This is a genomic window from Synergistaceae bacterium (genome assembly GCA_017450125.1).
Lineage (GTDB): Bacteria > Synergistota > Synergistia > Synergistales > Aminobacteriaceae > JAFUXM01.
Window position 1 is genome coordinate 119882 of record JAFSWZ010000025.1, and the last position, 19279, is coordinate 139160.

Below are 19279 nucleotides of genomic sequence, written 5' to 3' on the forward strand. Positions count from 1 at the left end.
CTCTCTGGGGAAATTATGGGCAAGCATTATATCTTCATAAGTCAGAGATAATCAATCATGGAAATTGACTATTGCGCGCTTTCACCTAAAATCTTATCCGCAAGAATATCAAAGGAGAGTGGAGATTTCATGTCAGAAGAAGTCATTGACGGAGGGCTGGAGATTCTGAAGTACCCGAATCCCGTGCTCAAGAAAAAGTCCGAAGACGTAACGGTCTTTGACGAAGAGCTTGCCGTGTTCGTGAAGGATTTGTTTGCGGCGATGAGGGCACATGACGGCGTAGGACTTGCCGCCCCGCAGGTCGGAGTCCTCAAGAAGATTGCGGTTGTCGAGTACGACGGAAAAAGCTACGTGCTCATCAACCCGCGCGTTGTTGACCAGAAAGGGCTTCAGGACGGCGAGGAAGGCTGCCTGAGCTTTCCGGGAATCTACGCACATGTTACGCGTCCGCAGTGGGTCAAGATAGCGGCGCAGGACGAGACGGGGGAAATCCACGAGTACGAGGCTGAGGGTTACACGGCGCGGGCGTTCCTTCACGAGATGGATCACCTGACGGGAAAGCTGTTTGTGGATTACCTGTCGAGCCTTAAGCGCAACGCCATCAAAAAGAAGGCGGCCAAGAAGACGGGAGGGCACTTCTAGCGTGGACGGTAAATGCATCTGGTTCATGGGTACGGGGCAGTTCGCGGCTCTGTGCCTTGAAGGCCTCACCAAGAACGGCGTAACTCTATCGCGAATCATCACCGGGCTTCCGACGCGTTCAGGACGTAACGGCAAGGAGAACCCTTCTGACGTTGAGCGCAAAGCGGCGGAGATGGGGATAGGTGTTTCGCGCACAGGAAAACTCTCAGAGAATCAGGAGCTCATTGACGCGCTCGAGGCCGAACAGCCCGCAGTAATCTTCGTCATCGACTTCGGGCAGATTATACGCGAGCCGTTCTTGTCGCGAATGTGCCTGAACATTCACCCGTCGCTTTTGCCGGAATACAGGGGAGCAGCACCGATACAGCGCGCGCTTCTCGACGGCAGGGAGTACACGGGGGTTACTGTGTTCCGTCTTGTTCAGGCGATGGACGCAGGAGGAATCGCCGCACAGAGACGCGTTGAGGCTAATGCGTCGGACAACGCATCTGACCTCTACCGCAGGCTGTCGGAGATCGGCTGTGAGCTCGCCGCCGAAGCAGTGAGTAACATTGACGCACTGACCTTCACACCACAGGATGATTCGCGCGCAACGTTCGCCCCGAAGCTCGAGAAGGCAGACTTTGCGCTGACGTTCGGCATGACCGCGAGAGAGTTCGTGAACAGGGTCAGGGCACTCGACATGTCCGGCGGAGCGTACGTGATGATTAACGGGAAGCGCGTAAAGGTCTGGAGGGCATCAGTGCGCGACGACCTGAAGGGAGAAGTCCCCGGCCAAGTGCTCGAGGTCAAGGGCTGTCTTGCTGTGGCGTGCGGTGATTTCTGCATTGAACTCTCTGAAGTCCAGAACGAGGGCAAGGCACGAATCAGCGGCATCGACTGGGCAAGGGGCATGCGTATAAGGGCGGGGGATAATCTGTGTAAAGTTTAGGGTTATGCGATATAATTAAGCAATTCATGTAATCATACACAATCAGAAAAGGGCAGGTGTTCTTATGCCGCAGAATATCTCAGACATTGAAGAAGTCTGCGTAAATGAGAAGAGAATCTTTGACGGTAAGATTCTCAGTGTCCGCCTCGATGAAGTCCGTACCCCTTCAGGCCGTCTTGCAGCCCGTGAAGTCGTCGAACACAAAGCCGCTGTGGGTATGCTTGTCGTTACGAGCCGCAGGAGCGTGCTTCTGGTGAGACAGTACAGGTACGCAGTCCACGAGGCAACGCTTGAGGTGTGCGCCGGACTCATCGAGAAGGGCGAAGACCCCGCACAGGCCGCAGAACGCGAAATGCAGGAAGAGCTGAACGTCAAGGCCGGGAAGCTCTACGCAATCGGAGACTTCTACGCGTCGCCGGGTTTCTGCACGGAGATGTTCACGCTGTTCCTCGCGGAAAACCTCACAGAATCATCACTGCCCCAAGACGAAGACGAGAATGTTTCGGTTGTCGAGGTCAAATTCTCTGACATACCGATAATGATTCGTGAAGGCAAAATACGGGACTCGAAGACGTTTGCAGCTCTTTCGTGGCTCATGGCTAAGGAGGGGATTGCCCCTGAACGATAAGGCTGTACAATCGTCGCTGTAGTCGTTAAGCTTTTTCACCCACAAATTTTTATTCACAGGAGCGTAATAGTATGTTAAACAACTTTAAGATTACGGGAAAACTTACGATAGGCTTCGGGATTGTTCTCGCGCTTTTCGGAGTTGCAGTGTTCTTCTCGTGGCAGAGCATCTCAGCAGTTCAGAGTGATGTTCAGTACCTCCAGAAGGTCGTCGATAACACGGTCAAAATTGCGGTTGAGCTGACGAACCAGATCAGCTTTATCCGTGCAGGTGTCAGAGACCTCAAGTTCTCCGAGAGCGATGAGGACATCGACAAGATGACTAACTATCTGTCCGGATTGCGCACTATTCTGGAGAAAGGGAAGCAGATGTATGCGCAGGATCCGTCATTGACCAGTCTTTCTAACCTAGCGGAGATGGAGAACATCATACGCAACACAGAGTCTACCTTCGCCAAAGCTACCCAGATGATAAGGACGAAGCGCACGGTGTCTGCAACCCTCGTTACTGAAATCGACAAGATGATTGCACTGCTTGAGAGCGTTATCGATATGCAGTACAAGATAACGATTCAGAACCTCAAGACCAACCTTGAAGGCCATGATTACGAGCCGGACATCAACCGTATAAGGTCAGTTGAAGACCTGCGCACACAGTTTGCTATCACCGCGAGGAACTACGCAATAGCAATGTGGTACAGGGACGCAAAGATGATGAACGATGTTACCCAGCAGATAGTCAACGGAGAGAACGCCTACAACAGGTTTTACGAGAACACGACGTACAAAGAGGTTAAGGACGTAATGAACGCCGGACGCGGAGCTTTCTCTACGCTTAAGGCCGGATTTGCGGACGTGCTTAACTCCTTCACGCAGACGGAGCCGGCATTTGCGGCACTTCTTGCTGACGGTTTGAACCTCGTGAACATCGCTAACAAGATTACGGACGCAGGCACACAGAGAATCGTAGACCTTTCGCAGGGAGCACATGACGCGCTCGGAAGCACGATGACCCTCGTCCTTTCGCTTGCGGCAGTAGCAATAATTCTCGGCATCGGAATCGCGCTTTACATCGCAAAGTCAATCTCATCACCTCTTGGCCGCGTTGTTGAGCTCTGCAAGGAAGCCAGCAACGGCGAAATGTCGATTACCCGCGCAGACTTCCACTATGAGGGCAAGGACGAACTCGGCAACTTGGGCGATGCACTCTCTGAGATGTTCGCTTCTCTGAGCACGGCAATCGGGGACATTCGCGGACTTGCAATCATGAGCCACGAGACTTCGGCCCGCATGAAGGAAGACGCAACGAAGAACACCGAATACGCCAACAACGTACGCGCCAATGTCGCCAACGTTGTGAAGCTGATGGAGGGCAGCGCATCATCACTTCAGGAGTCCAACGCCGGAACAGAAGAGATGAGCGCGGCATCAATGACGAGCGCACAGGCCGCAACCGACTGCGCGGAGTTCATCTCGAACATGACATCAGTAACGAACAAGGCAGTAGACACGGTGAAGGAAGCAATCGCCAACATCGTAATTCTGCAGAAGAAGACGCAGGAGAGCGGAGAGAAACTTCAGGAACTTGTTGAAAGCGTCAACAAGATTTCCGAGTTCATCGGAGACATCACGTCAATAGCCGACCAGACGAACCTTCTGGCACTCAACGCGGCAATTGAGGCAGCAAGAGCAGGAGAAGCCGGACGCGGATTCGCAGTTGTTGCGGAGAGCGTACGTAAACTCGCCGAAGAGTCCAGCAGGGCCGCCGAGAACGTTAGAGGGTTAATCGAGTCATTGCAGACCAGCGCAAGGGAGACTAAGGCCTCCAGCGACGAGACAGCGGAGATTCTGACCGAGACGACCGAGAAGGCCAACGGAGCGCAGGATTCGCTTGCAGAGGCAATCGGGCAGATCGACAAGGCGAACGACAGAATCCAGAACATCGCGGCAGTGGCACAGGAGCAGGCGGCATCGAGCAGAGAGATTGCGGCCGGTATCGACAACGTAACCAAGTCGACCACCGAGATTCTGGAGAACCTCGAGAGCGTCAAGAACGACATGGACGAAACCGCAATGATAGCGGAACGTGCGGCGGCAGGTGCAGTAGAACAGACCGGGCTTGTGGAGAGCATCACAGAGGCACTCTCGCAGTTCCACATCGAGGACGATGCGCCAGCGCAGAAGAAGGGTGCGGCGCGCAAGGCACTTCCTCCGAAGAAGAAATAACCTGTTGCTGGGGGAACTCATGTAATTTGTGCTGGGGAGGTGTAACAGCCTCTCCAGTTTTTTTATGGCCATGAACGAATCCAACTTTGACATCTACATACATGACCTGCTGAGAGATGCAGGAATTGACGCTGGATATCAGTACACCTCAATCATTCCCCTTCAGGAAGCACTGAGCACGGCCTCAAAGTCCCAGACCGGCGAGGCGGGAAAACCTGACTTTATCGCCGTAGTGAATGGTTATGTGCTTGTGATTGAGGACAAGGCCGACAGGGACAAACTGTGTCTCAGGGACAATGGCGGGAGCATCTCTCAGACCATCGAGGCGACGAGGGATTACGCGGTGAACGGCGCAGTGTGGTACGCGCGCAAGATTCTAGAGCACGGCGGGTACACGAAGATTTTTGCGTTCGGCAATGCTGGAGACAACAAGCATCACACGTTGAAGCCCGTCTTTGTGAGTGCAGACACGGTTAAGGAGCTTGATGAAATAGAGACGTTCGGGAACTTCTCAGCGGGTGAGATAGAGAAATATTACCGGCGTTCAGTGCTTGAGGAGGAGTCGCCGGAAGAGCTGCAGCTTGACGAGATTATCACGAAGGCAAGGATGCTCCATGAACACCTGCGCAACTACGGGAACTTGAGCGACACGGAAAAACCTCTGGTTGTGTCGGCAATCCTTCTTGCACTGAGCGAGCAGAGATACGGTTTCAGTCTCGGCCTCCTCAAGGGCGACAGCGTCGAGGGCAACACTGACGGCGAGATACTCTACAGGTATCTTGAAAACGCAATGACCCGCGCGAAAGTCCGTCCCGAAGTCAAACGTGATAAAGTCCTTAACCAGTTCACGATCGTCAAGGACAGGCCGGTACTGAACACCGTACGCCCCGACCTGCAAACTACACCGCTGAAGTTCTTTGCGGATTACCTGAACAGAGAAATATACAGCGCAATAGAGCTCAACGCGTCATCAGAGGACTATCTGGGGAGGTTCTACGGCGAGTTTGTGAGGTATTCGGGCGGGGACGGCCAGACGCTGGGGGTTGTGCTGACACCGAGACACATAACGGAATTGTTCTGCGACCTCGTGAACCTCCGGCCTGACGACGTAATTTTTGACCCTTGCTGCGGAACGGGAGGCTTCCTGATTGCGGGGATGCACAGGATGCTTCAGGCGGCGGGATCGGACGCACAGCGCAGGCACATCAAGGAGAAACAGATTTTCGGGACGGAGATACGTAACGACATGTTTGCGATTGCGACGACGAACATGATTTTACGCGGGGACGGCCAGAGCAATTTGACGTGCGAGGACTTCTTTGCGAAGAGTGCCGGAGAGCTCCAGCTTCACGGAATAACGGTAGGCTTCATGAATCCTCCGTACTCTCAGGCCAAGAACAAGGCGACGCAGAACCTCTCGGAGCTGAACTTCATTTATCACCTGCTGGAGAGCGTGTTAGAGGGCGGGAGAGTGGCGGTTATCGTGCCTGTGTCGGCGATGATAGGCAAGACGAAGGACGACAAACAGCTGAAGGCGGACATCCTGAAGCACCACACGTTAGAGGGAGTAATCAGCCTGAACAAGCAGACATTCTACGGCGTGGGAACTGTGCCGTGTATTGCTGTGTTCACGGCGGGAGTGCCTCACGAAGCGGGAAAACTGGTGAAGTTCATCAACTTCGAGGACGACGGCTGGGAAGTGAAGATGCATAGGGGGCTTGTCGAGGACGAGTCGCGCTCGAAGGACAGGCGGCAGTATTTGCTGGACTGCTGGCGCGGCGAGAGGACGGATTACCCTTCGAAGTTCATGGTAGAAGCGACGGTTGAGGCTGGGGATGAGTGGCTTCACTCGTTCTACTACTATAATGACGAGCTGCCGACAGAGCAGGAGTTTGTGGACAGCATAGCGGACTATCTGACGTTTGAAGCGAACATGATATTTCACGGGCGGGGGTATTTGTTCGGAACGGGTGAGGGAGATGCACACACTTGACTGACCTTAGAGGCCCGGAAGTGGGGGAAGTTTGCGGTTGGTGATTTGTTTCGGCTGGAGGCAGGAAAAGCAAAGGGAGCTAACCATCTCACGCCTGAGCCTGAAGGTATTTCCTATTTGGGAGCTACGAACCGCAATAATGCTGTGCTTGGCTTCGTGAGGTCTGAGCCTTCGCTGGTGCAGGAAGGCAACTGCATAGCATTCATAAGGAACGGCGAGGGCTCTATGGGTTATGCTGTGTACAAAGCAGAGGACTTCATAGCAACGTCTGACATCACGGCTGGTTATGCTCCGTTCCTCAATAAGTACACGGGAATGTTTATTACGACGTGTGCGGATATGGTGAGAGGCAAATACAGCTTTAACTATAAGCGGAGTGATACGCGTCTCAAGCAGGAGATGATACAGCTTCCGGTTGATGATGCGGGCAATCCCGACTGGGCATTCATGGGAGAGTATATGCGGGAGATTGAGCGCGTGCTGTCTGCCAGGTACAGGCCTGATGCTGAGGAGTGCGACACTGTATCGCTTGAAGGTGTGAAGTGGGGCGAATTCCTATTGAGCGATTTATTCAGCTTTGGACGCGGAAAGGTTATTGACGGCGATAAAGTGGATAAAGTATCAGGCAGAACAGCTTACGTTACACGCACAGAGAGGAACAACGGAGTAGACGGCTTCATAGATTTTGATGATGCCAGCTACTTGAATGCTGGTTATCCTGTTGTTACGATAGGCAACGAAACCGCAGCACCCTTCGTTCACACGTACCCTTTTTACACCGGCACGAATATAAATATACTTTCACCGCGTGTTGAAACATCACGGAACGCTCTGATATTCATTGCGCAGTGTTTCAGGCAACAGAAGCCTAAATACTCATACGGATACGCCGCAAGTGCTACACGCCTGAAGGGGCAGAAGATACAGCTCCCGATAGACGAGACCGGCCATCCGGATTATGATTTCATGGAGAGATTCATTCGCGCTCATGAACAGAAACTCATCAATGAGTATGTCAATCACTTGACTCGTAAATTACTTACCCCCCCCCCCCCGTGAATTACGTAGCCTATCGCTCGTAACGTGGTCTTTGTTCTTAATCAGTGAGGTCACAGAGATTCTCTCGGGACACGACATATACGACGACGAAAGAGTCTCCGGCCTCACCCCGTACATCGGAGCTTCAGCCCTCAACAACGGCATCACTCACTTCATCAGCAACCTCAACGAGACCAAAGAATCAGAATGCATATCTGTAAACCGTAACGGCTCTGTAGGCTACGCGTTCTATCACCCGTATGAAGCCCTCTACTCCAACGACTGCCGAAAGCTCAGGCCAAGAGTCAGGGACAAATACTCCGCTATGTTCATTGCAGAACAGATAACAGCACAGCGCAAAAAGTACAGCTACGGTTACAAGATGGGTACGGCACGGCTCATGCGCCAGAAGATTCTGCTCCCCGCCGACGACTCCGGCCTCCCGGATTACAGCTTTATGAGCAATTACATGAAGGGAATTGAGAATGAAAGACTCCGTGCTGTGCTGAGATACTTCACCGCAAAATTAAGCCGGGCGTGAGTCGCCTCATACCCGGCACTTTTCACCGCTAACTGTGTATAACCTTCCTCGCTGGCTTCTTGTCCAGATACTCCAGCAGCAACGGACTCAGAATCTTTATGTACGTCCCCTTCATTCCGAGCGAGCGGCTCTCAATCAGCCCTGCACTCTCCAGCTTCCGCAGTGCGTTCACTATAACGCTCCGTGTTACCCCGACTCTGTCCGCAACCTTCGACGCAACCGCAACACCTTCCGGCCCGTTGAGTTCCGCGATGATGTGCCTCATGCTCTCAAGCTCGGAGTACGAGAGAGCCCGCATCGCCATCTGTACGCTCAGGCGGCTTCTGGCTGTCTCCTCGAGGACTTTCGCGCGCTCGTTGAGAATCTCAATCCCAGCCAGCATTCCCAGATACTCAGCTAACAGCACATCATCAACGCTGAACGGCACGGACTCCCTCACGAGCATAATCGTGCCCAGCCTCTCTGCGCTCGCACCGATTATCGGCACGTAGATTAAGTGCTTGTCGGGCTTCTCGCCTTCGTACTCGTCATCGAACAGCGGAGCATCCTCATCAACTATCTCCGTCTCCCTGTACCTGTTCATTCGCCTCACGAACTCATCAGGCATCACCCCGTCCCGGAAACTTTCGGACAAGGCTTTAGAGGTGTATTCCGGCACCCAGTTATAGCCCAGAAGACGGCCTGACCTGTCGACTATGTACACGTTGGCTGTCGAACACTCGGAGAGCATACGTGCAAGGCTGAAGTAGTCCAGAGGCTCGCCCTCTTTCTTGGCCTGAAGCGCGCGGCCTACTTTGCGTGTCTTCTCTAGCAGCCTGTTCATTCGGCGGTCAGCGTCGGAATGCGCAGCAAATTCACACATTCTTCACGCCTCCTAGAGCAGGTATCGTCGGATATCCCGGTTCTCGACGAGCCCGCTTAACTTCTCGCGCACCATGTCGCCGGTAATCTCTATGGTCTCTTCGTCCATGTCCGACACGTTGAAGCTGATTTCCTCCAGCAGCTGCTCCATCATCGTATGAAGCCTCCGTGCTCCTATGTCCTCCATCTCGGAGTTCATCTTGTGGGCAAGACGCGCAATCTCCTGCGTGGCTTCGGGCGTGAATGTGAGTGTTGTGCCTTCGGTGGAGATTAAGGCCTCGTACTGGCGGATTAGTGAGTTCTCCGGCTCGGTGAGAATCTGCTGGAGGTTCTCAATCGTCAGAGGCTCAAGCTCAACGCGGATCGGGAAGCGTCCCTGAAGTTCAGGTATCAGGTCAGAAGGTTTTACCCCGCTGAATGCTCCGGCGGCGATGAACAGAATGTGATCCGTCTTCACCGGGCCGTACCTTGTCTGCACAACCGAGCCTTCAACGATGGGCAGAAGATCTCTCTGTACTCCTTCACGGCTGACATCCGGGCCGTGAGAGCCTCCGTTCTTCACGACGACTTTATCTATCTCGTCGAGGAAAACTATTCCGTCCTCCTGCGCAAGTTCGAGGGCTTCTTTGCCCATTGCCTCAGCGTCTATCATCTTCTCGGCTTCTTCCTGCTGAAGGACTCTCAGTGCTTCTTTCACCTTCATGTGCCGTTTGCGTGTGCGTTTGGGCATTATTCCTCCGAGCACCTCAGTAATGTTGATGCCCATAACGTCCATTCCCGGCGTTCCGAAAATCGGCAGGGAAGCTCCGCTGTCGTTGACCTCAATCTCAACATCACGGTTATCCAGCTTCCCGGCCTTCAGCATGTCGTGAAGACGGGCGCGTGTCCTGCTGTTCTCCTCTGCGGGCGAAGGCTCAGGAGCTTCGGGCTCTTCTTCTTCGTCGTCCTTGCCGGTCAGTGCCTTCATGAAGTCCGGCATGGAGAATTTCTTTTCCGGGCGCGGGAGCATCGCATCAAGAAGCCTCTGTTCTGCACGTTCAAGCGCGGGCTGTTGGACTGCCCCGAGCATTCGTTTTCGCACCATCGATGCCGCAAACTCCGTGAGGTCGCGTATTATGGTCTCAACGTCCCTTCCGACGTAACCGACTTCCGTGAACTTCGTGGCTTCGACTTTCACGAACGGAGCATTAGAGAGTGTAGCGAGCCTGCGGGCAATCTCTGTCTTGCCGACACCTGTAGGACCGACCATGAGAATATTCTTCGGCATGATCTCATGTGCTATCTCAGGAGGAAGCGCGCGCCGCCGTATTCGGTTGCGGAGGGCTATTGCTACTGAGCGTTTCGCTTTGTCCTGACCCACTATGTAGCGGTTCAGGTGCTCGATAATCTTTGAGGGGGTAAGTTCTGAGTCTAGTTTCTTGTTCGTCATTATTCGCCTAATACCTCGACTATTATATTATTGTTGGTGTAGATGCAGATCTCTGATGCCAGCTCGATTGAACGTCTGGCTATCTGTTCGGGCGGCCAGTCTGTGGCTTCGCAGAGCGCACGTCCTGCCGCAAGCGCGTAGCCTGAGCCCGAGCCGATAGATGCGACCTGTCCTTCAGGTTCGAGAACGTCTCCCGCACCCGAGAGCAGCAACGTCATCTCCGTGTTTGCCGCGAGCATCATTGCTTCGAGCCGTCTTAATGCTTTGTCGAGCCGCCATTCTTTCACGAGACGGACAGCCCCGCGCATAAGGTCTCCCTTCTCCTGCTCGAGGCATGTCTCGAACTTCTCGAGCAGGGTCATTGCGTCGGCAGTGCTTCCCGCAAAGCCGGTGAGTATCTTTCCGTCAAGTAGTGTGCGTACCTTGCGGGCTGTGCTCTTGATGACCTGAGAACCGAGAGTTACCTGGCCGTCTCCTGCCATTGCGACGCGAGAACCCTTGCGCACACACACTATAGTAGTACCGTTAAACAGTGTAATCATTCCTTTCGTTGTATAATGAACCGAAATTTACTGCATATTATCTCATTAGGGCATGTTTTGAGAATATACGGAATAGACTAAAATTTTCTGAGTAATCTAGTTTTTGAGGAGGCACGTCATGAATCTTCCTGACCCTGATACTGTTTTCCCCATTCCGAACGTCAGCACTGTAACCTTCATCAAGCCGACAATTACCCGCCCGAACATCATCGCAGGAGATTTCTCGTACTACGCTGGGCAGGACTTCGAGTCCCGTGTTACGCATCATTACCCCTTCAACGGCGACAAGCTCATAATCGGCAAGTTCTGCCAGATAGGCGCGGGCGTTGAATTTGTCATGAACGGAGCAAACCACCAGATGAACGCCGCAACAACTTACCCGTTCTTCATCTTCGGGGGCTGGGATGCAGAGACTCCCCCGCCGGACAACATGCCCTTGAAGGGAGATACGGTCGTCGGCTCGGATGTGTGGATAGGACAGAACGTTACGGTACTGCCGGGCGTGCACATCGGCGACGGAGCGATAATCGGCCTGAACAGCACGGTAACCCGCGACGTTCCCGCATACACAATCGCCGCAGGAAACCCCGCACGAGTCATCCGCAAACGTTTCGATGACGAGATGATAAACCTGCTCGAGAAATTGCAGTGGTGGAACAAACCCATAGAGGAGATAAAGACTCTCATTCCTATTCTGACATGCAAAAATCTTAGTGAAGTAAAGCGCAGAATCTCAGAACTGCTTGACAGAAACAGTAAAGGCCTGTAAAATTCCTGAATTGTTGAAGCCGGTGTAGCTCAGTCGGTAGAGCAGCTGACTTGTAATCAGCAGGTCGGAGGTTCGAATCCCCTTGCCGGCTCCAGTAAGTAGCTAATATGGTGGAATGGCCGAGTGGTCAATGGCAACAGACTGTAAATCTGTCGACGGGAGTCTACCATGGTTCAAATCCATGTTCCACCACCATTTGCCGATTTAGCTCAGCCGGCAGAGCACATCCATGGTAAGGATGGGGTCTTCGGTTCAAATCCGAAAATCGGCTCCAGTTCAAGAGTTTATCACCCCCAGAGTTCTAGGCTTTGGGGGATTAATTTTGACCGGGCATGACAGTTAGTCTATAATCTCCTCACAAAATCTCACACGCAAATAATTATCATCATGGGAAAAAATATATACTTAGTCTTTGTCGCAGGGTTCTTTGCGTTATGCCTGTCCGTCGTAGGTGCTGTGTGGTGGTCGGTCAACGAGCTGAGAGCTTTCCGCGAAGAATATGACCTCCTAGAGCAGGAACGCGCGAGCTCGGAACGCATGATGCAGAACATGCAGCACAAGAACGTAGACCTGACGCAGGTTACCGGCCTCAACATCGACAATGCAGGCCTTGCACATGACGCGGTGGAGTTCTATTCCGCCGTGCGGGAGGCACTCGAGAACAACAACGTCGAGCTGTTGTCCATGAACTCCGAAGCCAACAGCGAGAACATCCTCTCACTTCACCTTCAGGGGAACTATTATTCCGTAGCACGCGCCTTTGCCCAGTGGCGGACAATGCCCTTCGCGGCACGAATCAACTCCCTCAAGATAAAGCGCGATACCACGTCGCCGACAAACCGCATTGACGCAGAAGTCGTCCTTGAGGCCATGATGGAGGGCAAGTAGCATGGAGGAACTGCGTGAAGGCTTTGTGCACTTCTGGGAAATTCTGACGGGAGTATTTGACGATGAACGATCGAGGTTTATTCGGCTCTCGGGCTTTGCGGTGCTGTTTCTGGGGATGCTATGGGCAGGCTACAACTACTTTCAGGCCGAACGTATCGCCAACCTTGACGAGGAACTCAGCGACTACTTCTCGGCCGGAGCAGGCGCACAGCACGGCGAGACTATGGAGAAGCTCTCTGAGCTCGCGGAGACTGTAGGCATGATGAGGCGCGGAGGCGAAAACTTGGCCGCATCGATGAGCGGAATGAACGTCAATCCATTCAACATCGCTGGCTATGACGAAATGGGGCTCGAAGACCTCAACACGCCCGTAGGAGGCTATGACAACGCGAACGCTTACAGCGAAACTCCAGGCACTCCTCAGGAACAGCAGCAGGAGCAGCAGGAGGAGATAGAGGAGCTCGTCATCAAAGCAGTGATGCTCTCCGGGCGCACGAGGTACGCGGTCATCGACTACGCGCAGAATGAAGGCTACGTCATCCGTCAGGGGCAGCAGCTTCCGGGCGGAACAGGCCGTGTGGTGAGGATAACCCGCGAAGGAATAACAGTCAGGCGGACAGGCAGCAAAAAGGAAGTAGTTTACACGGTCAAGTAGTATTATAATATAATACAATCTACCTAGTAAAAATTCGTTAAAAAGTGAAGTGAATGTGGCCGTGCGTAAACGAGTCTGTTCTTGCGTTGTTCTGTTGGTGTTGTGTCTGTGCGCCTTTTCGTCTGCTGCCGTGAAGGAGGAGAAGTACACCGGGCCTCTGCTGACTGATTGCAGCATCTACCAGCTCGGGATGAACGAGTTTATCATCAGGCTCAACGGCAAAAAACTTCCCCGCCCCGAAGCGGAGACCGACAATAACAGTCTGGTGATATTCTTCGACGGTGCGAGGGCTTCGAACCCCGAAGAGATTGCCTCGCAGGTTTCGGACAGTCTGGAGAGCGTGCCGATGCTCTACAATTTCGAGATCGAGAATCTTTCCGGCGACCAGATTTCCATTCAGCTTGACGCGAGCTATCCGCTGAAGATACACAAGGCTTCGCGCACGGCAGGAGGCTGGAGCTTCCGGGTTCAGGCCGATGCTTCATCGCAGGCACTTCCCGACGTGTTTTCCCCTCCGCCGAAACTTCTGGCCAACGCTCCGACAACCTCACTTCCTTTCACGGCAAAGACCCGCACGACAATAGAGTTCAGAGAGGCAGAGCTTCAGGATGTGTTCCGTCTGTTCATGGCGGCACTCGGCAGGAACATCGTGCTTGATGCTTCGTTCCCGAGAGACACGCTGGTTACTATGACGCTCATTGACGTAAGGATCGACGAGATCATGAACTACATGCTTCGGACTTATGACCTCGCGTGCTACAACTACGGCCCGAACATCACGGCATTCGGGACACGGGAGGGGCTGTACAAGCTCTCCGGCGCGCGGGAGATAAAGACGTTCAGGATAGCTTACGCCGAACCTGCGACGGTGAGCACGATGCTTCAGACACTCACGGGAATACAGGCAAGCGAGATAGTTATTGACGAGAGGATGCGTACGCTCTACGTCAACACGAATCCGGCCAAGATGGACGAAGTGGAAGACCTCATCGGCAGGATAGACACGCCCGCCCGGCAGGTCATGATACGTGCGAGCATCTTCGAGTTCAGCGACGCGGCAACAAAGGACGTGCAGAAGAGCCTGAACATGGTCTACGACAAGTGGAGCCTGCTCAGCAACCCGGCAACAGGCACGGGAACTCTGACGTTCGAGGACTATACGTACAGTCAGGGACGTTCCGCGCTGGACAGGTACATCACGGCGGCGTTCAGTGCCCTCGAGACGCGCAACAAGGGCAGGACGATCGCCAACCCCAGCGTTATAGCCATCGACGGGCAGGAAGCGACGATAACCCTGAAGCAGGACATCATGTACTCTGCGGGACGCGACGACAGCGGAAATCCCACGTGGTCAACAACAGAGGTCGGCCCTGAGCTGAAGTTTACCCCGAAGATCGAGGACAACGGCTACATCAACCTGAAGATAACCATCAACACCGGCGACTATCTCGGCAGCGACAGCGACGGCAACATAATCACGACAGACCGCAACGTAGAGACGACTATACGCGTGCGGGACGGAATGCCGTTCGTCGTTGGAGGGCTGTTCCAGGACATCAACAACAACATCAAGAACAAAATACCTGTTCTCGGGGACATTCCGCTTTTGGGAGAGCTTTTCACGTACCGTTCGAAGAACAGGGACAAGACGCAGGCAGTGATGCTAGTAACGCCGTACATTCTCGACATGAAATAGCCATCAGGGGAGGCAGGGAACAGCAGGCCTCCTTTTTTCATGTATAATATCGCCATCCAAGAAAGATTCAGGAGGTTTATTTATTCATGGCACAGGTTGCAGATACTACCAGCTTCTACGTTGGCCTGAAGTTCCGCTGGCAGGGCGGGATATGGGAGATAGTAGAGTATGACCACCACAAGATGGGCAGAGGCGGCGCAGTCGTCCGCACGAAGCTCCGCAACGTAGAGACCGGCTCAATCGTTGAGAACTCCTTCAAGCCCGGCGAGAAGTTCGAGCGCATAATCTACGAGGACAAGCCCGCGCAGTACTCCTACAGGGACGGCGAGGATTATGTGTTCATGGACCTTGCGACGTACGAGGAGATGAGGCTTTCCCCTCAGGTGCTCGGAGATGCGGCCAAGTATCTTGTTGACGACATAGAGATTCAGCTCGAGTACTTTGAGGGCAAAGTTATGGGCATCGAGCTTCCCAAGAGCGTAACGATGAAGGTAGTGGACACACCTCCGGCCTTCAAGGGCGACACAGTAACCGGCGGAGGCAAACCCGCAACGCTCGAGACCGGCCTCGTCGTAACCGTGCCCGTGTTCGTTGAGCCGGGAGAAGACATCGTGGTGGACACCAGAACCGGCGCATACCTTGAGCGCGCGAAAAAGGGTAACTGATCTTGCCTGACGACAAACCGGCAAACGGCGGAGCAATCCACATCTCCGAAGACGTAATAGCAGAGCTTGCCCGCAAAACCATCGAGGGAATATCCGGCATAAAGACAGTCGAGCGTATCGGCTCGAAGTTCGGGCTCGGCCGCAGAAACGCAGGAATCCGCGTCTCGGTAGAGCAGTCGCAGGGAGTGCTGGACATTGATGCGTACGTTCTGGTGAAGTACGGGCAGAGAATCCCTGACCTCGCGTGGGACGTTCAGGAGAAGATCAAGGACAACCTTGAACGCTACACGGGCTACGGCGTTAGGGCTGTGAACGTGAATGTCCAGGGCATCTTTGCGGAGGCTGGGGACAATTTCCGGCTCGATATAGACACTGAGACCGGCGAACCCGACGACGAGGAAGACTAGCGATGTACTTTCTCTGGAAGAATACATCTCACGGAAGGATAAGGGTATCCAGCTCCGGCCTGAGAGAGTTTGCCGACGAGGTTCTCAGGTCAAAGCTGAGGCTGTACGGCATAACGCTTCACCCGTCCGGCCGGAAGGATGACGCGGAGATGAGCATAGTGCTTTCCGAAGAGGATGTAACCCCCGAGACAAAGAAGAACGTGGAGAAGAACTTTCCTGCTGTCCTTAAGCCGATGGGCATAAAAGCATCCGTTGTGTGGGCGGCACCCGAGCGCAGCATTGCCGTCATAGCGCGGAATCCTTACGTGTGGGCTGGTGCTGCTGTGTGCACGGCTGTGCTGGTTACGGCGGGAACGGCGGGGTTCTTCTGGGCGGCATTCTGGGGAGCTGCGGCGTGGTTCGGCGTTTACGGTTTGGGGTTGCTGTTCAGGAGGGCGCGTAATGGCTAGAAAGTACATAGGCAGGAAGTTCGGGGCACTGCACAGGTCGAGGGAGCTGGCGGTTCAGTTCCTGTACTCGCTGGATGTTTACCCGGAGCAGGATTTTGCTGAAGCTCTGGAACGTTTCTTGAGCCTCGAGGATGTTGCGCAGGACGACAAGCCGGAGGTCAAGGCGCGATGCCGTGAGCTTGCCGCGAAAGTCCGTGAGAAGCAGGACGAGATTGACGGGGTGCTTGTGCGTGTAGTTACCGGCTGGCGGCCCGAAAGAATGATGAGCGTTGACAGGACGATACTGCGGCTCATGGTGCTTGAAGGGTTCATGCTGAAGAGCCTTCCCGTGAGGTCGGCGATAAGCGAGGCTGTGAACTTGGCGGGGGATTTCGGGAGCAAGGACTCGCCGCGCTTCGTGAATGGTGTTATGCACAAGGCAGCAAAATACTTCGGTGAAGAAGGAGAGAGCACGGATGCCGGAGATTGACGTACTGCTTGCGTCGTACAACGGCGAGAAATATATCGCTGAGCAGATAGACTCGATACTCAACCAGACGTTTCAGGACTTCAGGCTGCTTATCCGTGATGACGGGTCGACTGACAGCACACCTGCAATCATCGAGGAGTACGCTCGGAAGTATCCGGGCAAGATCGAGGTAGTTCATGACAACAAAGGCGGCGGGAACTTCTGCCGTAACTTCTTCGCGCTGCTGGAACACGCACGGGCAGATTATGTGATGTTCTGTGATCAGGATGATGTGTGGCTGCCGCGAAAGCTGGAGATTATGCTGGAGAGCATGAAGCAGACAGAGCATGAGAACCCGGACAAAGCCGTGCTGGTCTTCTGCGGAAAAGACATCGTTGACGAGAACCTGCAGAGCATTGACGGCCTCAGCGGCATCAACATACAGAGCGAGCGTTACAGCCTTAGGCAGCTCCTCATTGTCAACTGTATAAGCGGGTGCACTGAGATGCTCAACGGTGAGCTGTGCAGAAAACTCGGCGGGTACAGCGAAGCGATAGACTTCCATGACTGGTGGGTAGGTTTGTGTGCCGCATCCGTCGGAGTGATACGCCAAGTGCCTGAGGCTCTCGTCAAGTACCGCCAGCACAGCAATAACGTTGTCGGCACTGGGCAAGAAATACGTTTCAGGAAACTCAAAGTTGTGTGGAGCATAATCGGCCATCCGTTCAAGAAGTGGCAGCACTCAAGCCGCAAGTTCCGTCTGCAGGGCGAAAAGTATGTTCTTCTCCGTGAGAGGCTGCTTAATGACATACCGCCGGACAGGCTGAAGGTTATCGATAACTGGATTGCGATGTTCGGATCGCGCAGGCTCGCAAGGATACCAGCTTTTTTCAGGAGCGGCTATTCTGACGTGTACATGGGGTTCGAGAAGTTCATGTTTCTGCTCAAGATTTTATTTCTCTGAGGAATAACTCCCCCCGCCGTCATCACAGCAGGGGGATAACGCTTCTTACTTCACAGCTTCCGCAACAGCTTCCGCAACTTCCTGAGGCTTGGCCTGTCCCTTAGTCTCCTTCATCACGAGACCCTGCAGGAACTTCAGCTTCTTACCCTTCTTGTCGCGTCCTGAACGAATCTCCTCCAGAACGTCGGGGTTCTCCGCAATAACTTTCGCGATTATCTCTGCGAGCGCACTCCCGGCGACTCCGCCTTCAGTGATTCCCAGAGCCTTTATCGCGTCGTCAAGGCTTGAACCGTCCGCGCACATGCGGTCGAAAACTTCCTTGCCCTGAGTCGTAGAGAGCTTCCCGTCATCAACGCGTTTCACTACCTCCGCGAGAACTTCCGGCCTCACCGTGAAATCCGCTATCTTGCCGCCGCGTTCGTTCAGCACACGCAGAACTTCTGTCCTCACCCAGTGCGCAGCCCTCACAGGATTTGCACTGGCATTAACGCAGGCTTCAAAGTAGTCGGCTAAGTTCTTGTCGTCGGTGAGGACATCCGCAACTTCCTGCGGCACTCCCCATTCAGCAACGTACCTGCGGGCGCGGACATCCGGCATCTCCGGCATTCTTGCGGCCACACGGTCAATCCATTCTTGGTCGATGAACAGAGGAGGAAGATCCGGCTCAACGATGAACTTCCTGTAGAACTCCTTGACGCGCGAGGCTGTCGTGATTCCCTTCGCGTCGTTCCAGTGGCGGGTCTCCTGCTTAACCTCTCCGCCCTGAAGCATTATCTTCTTCTGACGCTTAATCTCGTACTCTATCGCGCGCTCGAGAGCCTTAAAGGAGTTCATGTTCTTCACTTCTACTTTGTGCCCCCAGCGTCCGTCAGAACACTTCATCGAGACGTTAGCATCAAAGCGCATCATTCCTTTTTCGAGCTCAACGTCAGACGCTCCCGAGTAGATTACCCTTCTTCTCAACGTCATCACGTACTCCACAGCCTCAGCCGCAGAAGCCACGTCGGGCTCAGAGACTATTTCCGCAAGAGGAGTACCAGAACGGTTGTAGTCCACGTACGATGTCGATGCTCCCTCAAGCCGTCCGTCTGACGCGCTGTGGTGAAGGCTTCCTACGTCCTCTTCAAGGTGAAGGTGGTGAACGCGGATCTTCTTCAGGTTTCCGTCGGCATCGTGAACCTCAATGTACCCTGATGTTGTTATGGGAAGGTCGCACTGGCTTATCTGATGGCCTTTCGGCAGGTCAGGGTAGAAGTACGACTTCCTGAAGAATAATGACTTAGGGCGTATCCCGCAGTTCAGAGCGAAACCGGCGAGCATTCCCTGTTCTACAACTCTGTGGTTAAGGTGCGGCAGAGTTCCGGGCAGTCCCATGCACACAGGGCAGATGTTCGTGTTGGGTGCTGCGTCAGTGTCCGTCGAGCATGAGCAGAAAAGTTTTGAGTCGCTCTTAAGCCTTATGTGTATCTCAATCCCTATTACGGGCGTAAATGTCAGTTCGGGCATGT

General features: G+C 53.8%; 20 protein-coding genes and 3 tRNA genes. 19 read left to right on the top strand and 4 right to left on the bottom strand.

The window, feature by feature from the left end:
* Positions 1-129 precede the first annotated feature (129 nt).
* The 7 genes from def to IJT02_05475 all read left to right on the top strand — a co-directional run bounded on the left by def (position 130) and on the right by IJT02_05475 (position 7998).
* Positions 130-642: a peptide deformylase gene (def, locus tag IJT02_05445; GenBank protein MBQ7544373.1), complete on the top strand. Its 513-nt coding sequence runs from the start codon at positions 130-132 to the stop codon at positions 640-642.
* A 1-nt stretch (position 643) separates the two neighbouring features.
* The gene (fmt, locus tag IJT02_05450) at positions 644-1573 is read left to right on the top strand and encodes a methionyl-tRNA formyltransferase (protein MBQ7544374.1); all 930 of its coding nucleotides are present in this window, start codon (positions 644-646) and stop codon (positions 1571-1573) included.
* A 64-nt stretch (positions 1574-1637) separates the two neighbouring features.
* Entirely contained in the window at positions 1638-2201 is a 564-nt protein-coding gene (locus IJT02_05455) for an NUDIX hydrolase (protein MBQ7544375.1), read from the top strand.
* Positions 2202-2272: 71 nt separating this feature from the next.
* Positions 2273-4426 carry a methyl-accepting chemotaxis protein gene (locus IJT02_05460; GenBank protein MBQ7544376.1) on the top strand — a complete coding sequence of 718 codons (2154 nt, stop codon included), beginning with the start codon at positions 2273-2275 and terminating at the stop codon, positions 4424-4426.
* Positions 4427-4490: 64 nt separating this feature from the next.
* Positions 4491-6419 carry an SAM-dependent DNA methyltransferase gene (locus tag IJT02_05465; protein MBQ7544377.1) on the top strand — a complete coding sequence of 643 codons (1929 nt, stop codon included), beginning with the start codon at positions 4491-4493 and terminating at the stop codon, positions 6417-6419.
* Between the two features lie 45 nt (positions 6420-6464).
* Positions 6465-7478 carry a restriction endonuclease subunit S gene (locus tag IJT02_05470; GenBank protein MBQ7544378.1) on the top strand — a complete coding sequence of 338 codons (1014 nt, stop codon included), beginning with the start codon at positions 6465-6467 and terminating at the stop codon, positions 7476-7478.
* Between the two features lie 31 nt (positions 7479-7509).
* Complete coding sequence (locus tag IJT02_05475; GenBank protein ID MBQ7544379.1) at positions 7510-7998, top strand: restriction endonuclease subunit S; 489 nt, start codon at positions 7510-7512, stop codon at positions 7996-7998.
* A 28-nt stretch (positions 7999-8026) separates the two neighbouring features.
* On the opposite strand, the gene codY is transcribed toward IJT02_05475, so the two are convergent.
* Genes codY through hslV form a run of 3 tightly spaced genes read right to left on the bottom strand, consistent with a single transcriptional unit; the run spans position 8027 to position 10830 of the window.
* Entirely contained in the window at positions 8027-8821 is a 795-nt protein-coding gene (codY, locus tag IJT02_05480) for a GTP-sensing pleiotropic transcriptional regulator CodY (GenBank protein MBQ7544380.1), read from the bottom strand.
* A gap of 51 nt (positions 8822-8872) precedes the next feature.
* Positions 8873-10288, bottom strand: a complete 1416-nt coding sequence (gene hslU / locus IJT02_05485; protein ID MBQ7544381.1) for an ATP-dependent protease ATPase subunit HslU — start codon at positions 10286-10288, stop codon at positions 8873-8875.
* Complete coding sequence (hslV, locus tag IJT02_05490; GenBank protein MBQ7544382.1) at positions 10288-10830, bottom strand: ATP-dependent protease subunit HslV; 543 nt, start codon at positions 10828-10830, stop codon at positions 10288-10290. The genes hslU and hslV overlap by 1 nt, the downstream gene beginning before the upstream one ends.
* A 118-nt stretch (positions 10831-10948) precedes the next feature.
* Between hslV and IJT02_05495 the strand changes: the two genes are divergently transcribed.
* From IJT02_05495 to IJT02_05550, 12 genes are all read left to right on the top strand, one after another.
* A complete protein-coding gene (locus IJT02_05495; protein MBQ7544383.1) occupies positions 10949-11599 on the top strand; it encodes a CatB-related O-acetyltransferase in 651 nt (216 codons plus the stop codon).
* An 18-nt stretch (positions 11600-11617) separates the two neighbouring features.
* A tRNA-Thr gene (locus IJT02_05500) sits at positions 11618-11693 on the top strand.
* A gap of 15 nt (positions 11694-11708) precedes the next feature.
* A tRNA-Tyr gene (locus IJT02_05505) sits at positions 11709-11794 on the top strand.
* Positions 11795-11797: 3 nt separating this feature from the next.
* Positions 11798-11873 (top strand) — tRNA-Thr (locus tag IJT02_05510).
* 113 nt (positions 11874-11986) lie between these two features.
* Positions 11987-12487, top strand: coding sequence for a hypothetical protein (locus tag IJT02_05515; GenBank protein MBQ7544384.1), 501 nt, complete (start codon positions 11987-11989; stop codon positions 12485-12487).
* Position 12488: 1 nt separating this feature from the next.
* Positions 12489-13142 (top strand): hypothetical protein, encoded by a 654-nt coding sequence (locus IJT02_05520; GenBank protein ID MBQ7544385.1) that lies wholly within the window; start codon positions 12489-12491, stop codon positions 13140-13142.
* Positions 13143-13272: 130 nt separating this feature from the next.
* On the top strand, positions 13273-14838 hold the full coding sequence (locus IJT02_05525; protein ID MBQ7544386.1) for a hypothetical protein: 1566 nt from the start codon (positions 13273-13275) through the stop codon (positions 14836-14838).
* An 86-nt stretch (positions 14839-14924) separates the two neighbouring features.
* Complete coding sequence (gene efp, locus IJT02_05530; GenBank protein ID MBQ7544387.1) at positions 14925-15503, top strand: elongation factor P; 579 nt, start codon at positions 14925-14927, stop codon at positions 15501-15503.
* A 2-nt stretch (positions 15504-15505) separates the two neighbouring features.
* Positions 15506-15910: an Asp23/Gls24 family envelope stress response protein gene (locus IJT02_05535; protein MBQ7544388.1), complete on the top strand. Its 405-nt coding sequence runs from the start codon at positions 15506-15508 to the stop codon at positions 15908-15910.
* A 2-nt stretch (positions 15911-15912) separates the two neighbouring features.
* Entirely contained in the window at positions 15913-16359 is a 447-nt protein-coding gene (locus IJT02_05540) for a hypothetical protein (GenBank protein MBQ7544389.1), read from the top strand.
* Positions 16352-16828 carry a transcription antitermination factor NusB gene (gene nusB, locus IJT02_05545; GenBank protein MBQ7544390.1) on the top strand — a complete coding sequence of 159 codons (477 nt, stop codon included), beginning with the start codon at positions 16352-16354 and terminating at the stop codon, positions 16826-16828. The genes IJT02_05540 and nusB overlap by 8 nt, the downstream gene beginning before the upstream one ends.
* Positions 16794-17771 carry a glycosyltransferase family 2 protein gene (locus IJT02_05550; protein ID MBQ7544391.1) on the top strand — a complete coding sequence of 326 codons (978 nt, stop codon included), beginning with the start codon at positions 16794-16796 and terminating at the stop codon, positions 17769-17771. The genes nusB and IJT02_05550 overlap by 35 nt, the downstream gene beginning before the upstream one ends.
* Positions 17772-17816: 45 nt before the next feature.
* On the opposite strand, the gene gatB is transcribed toward IJT02_05550, so the two are convergent.
* On the bottom strand, positions 17817-19277 hold the full coding sequence (gene gatB / locus IJT02_05555) for an Asp-tRNA(Asn)/Glu-tRNA(Gln) amidotransferase subunit GatB (protein ID MBQ7544392.1): 1461 nt from the start codon (positions 19275-19277) through the stop codon (positions 17817-17819).
* Positions 19278-19279 lie beyond the last annotated feature (2 nt).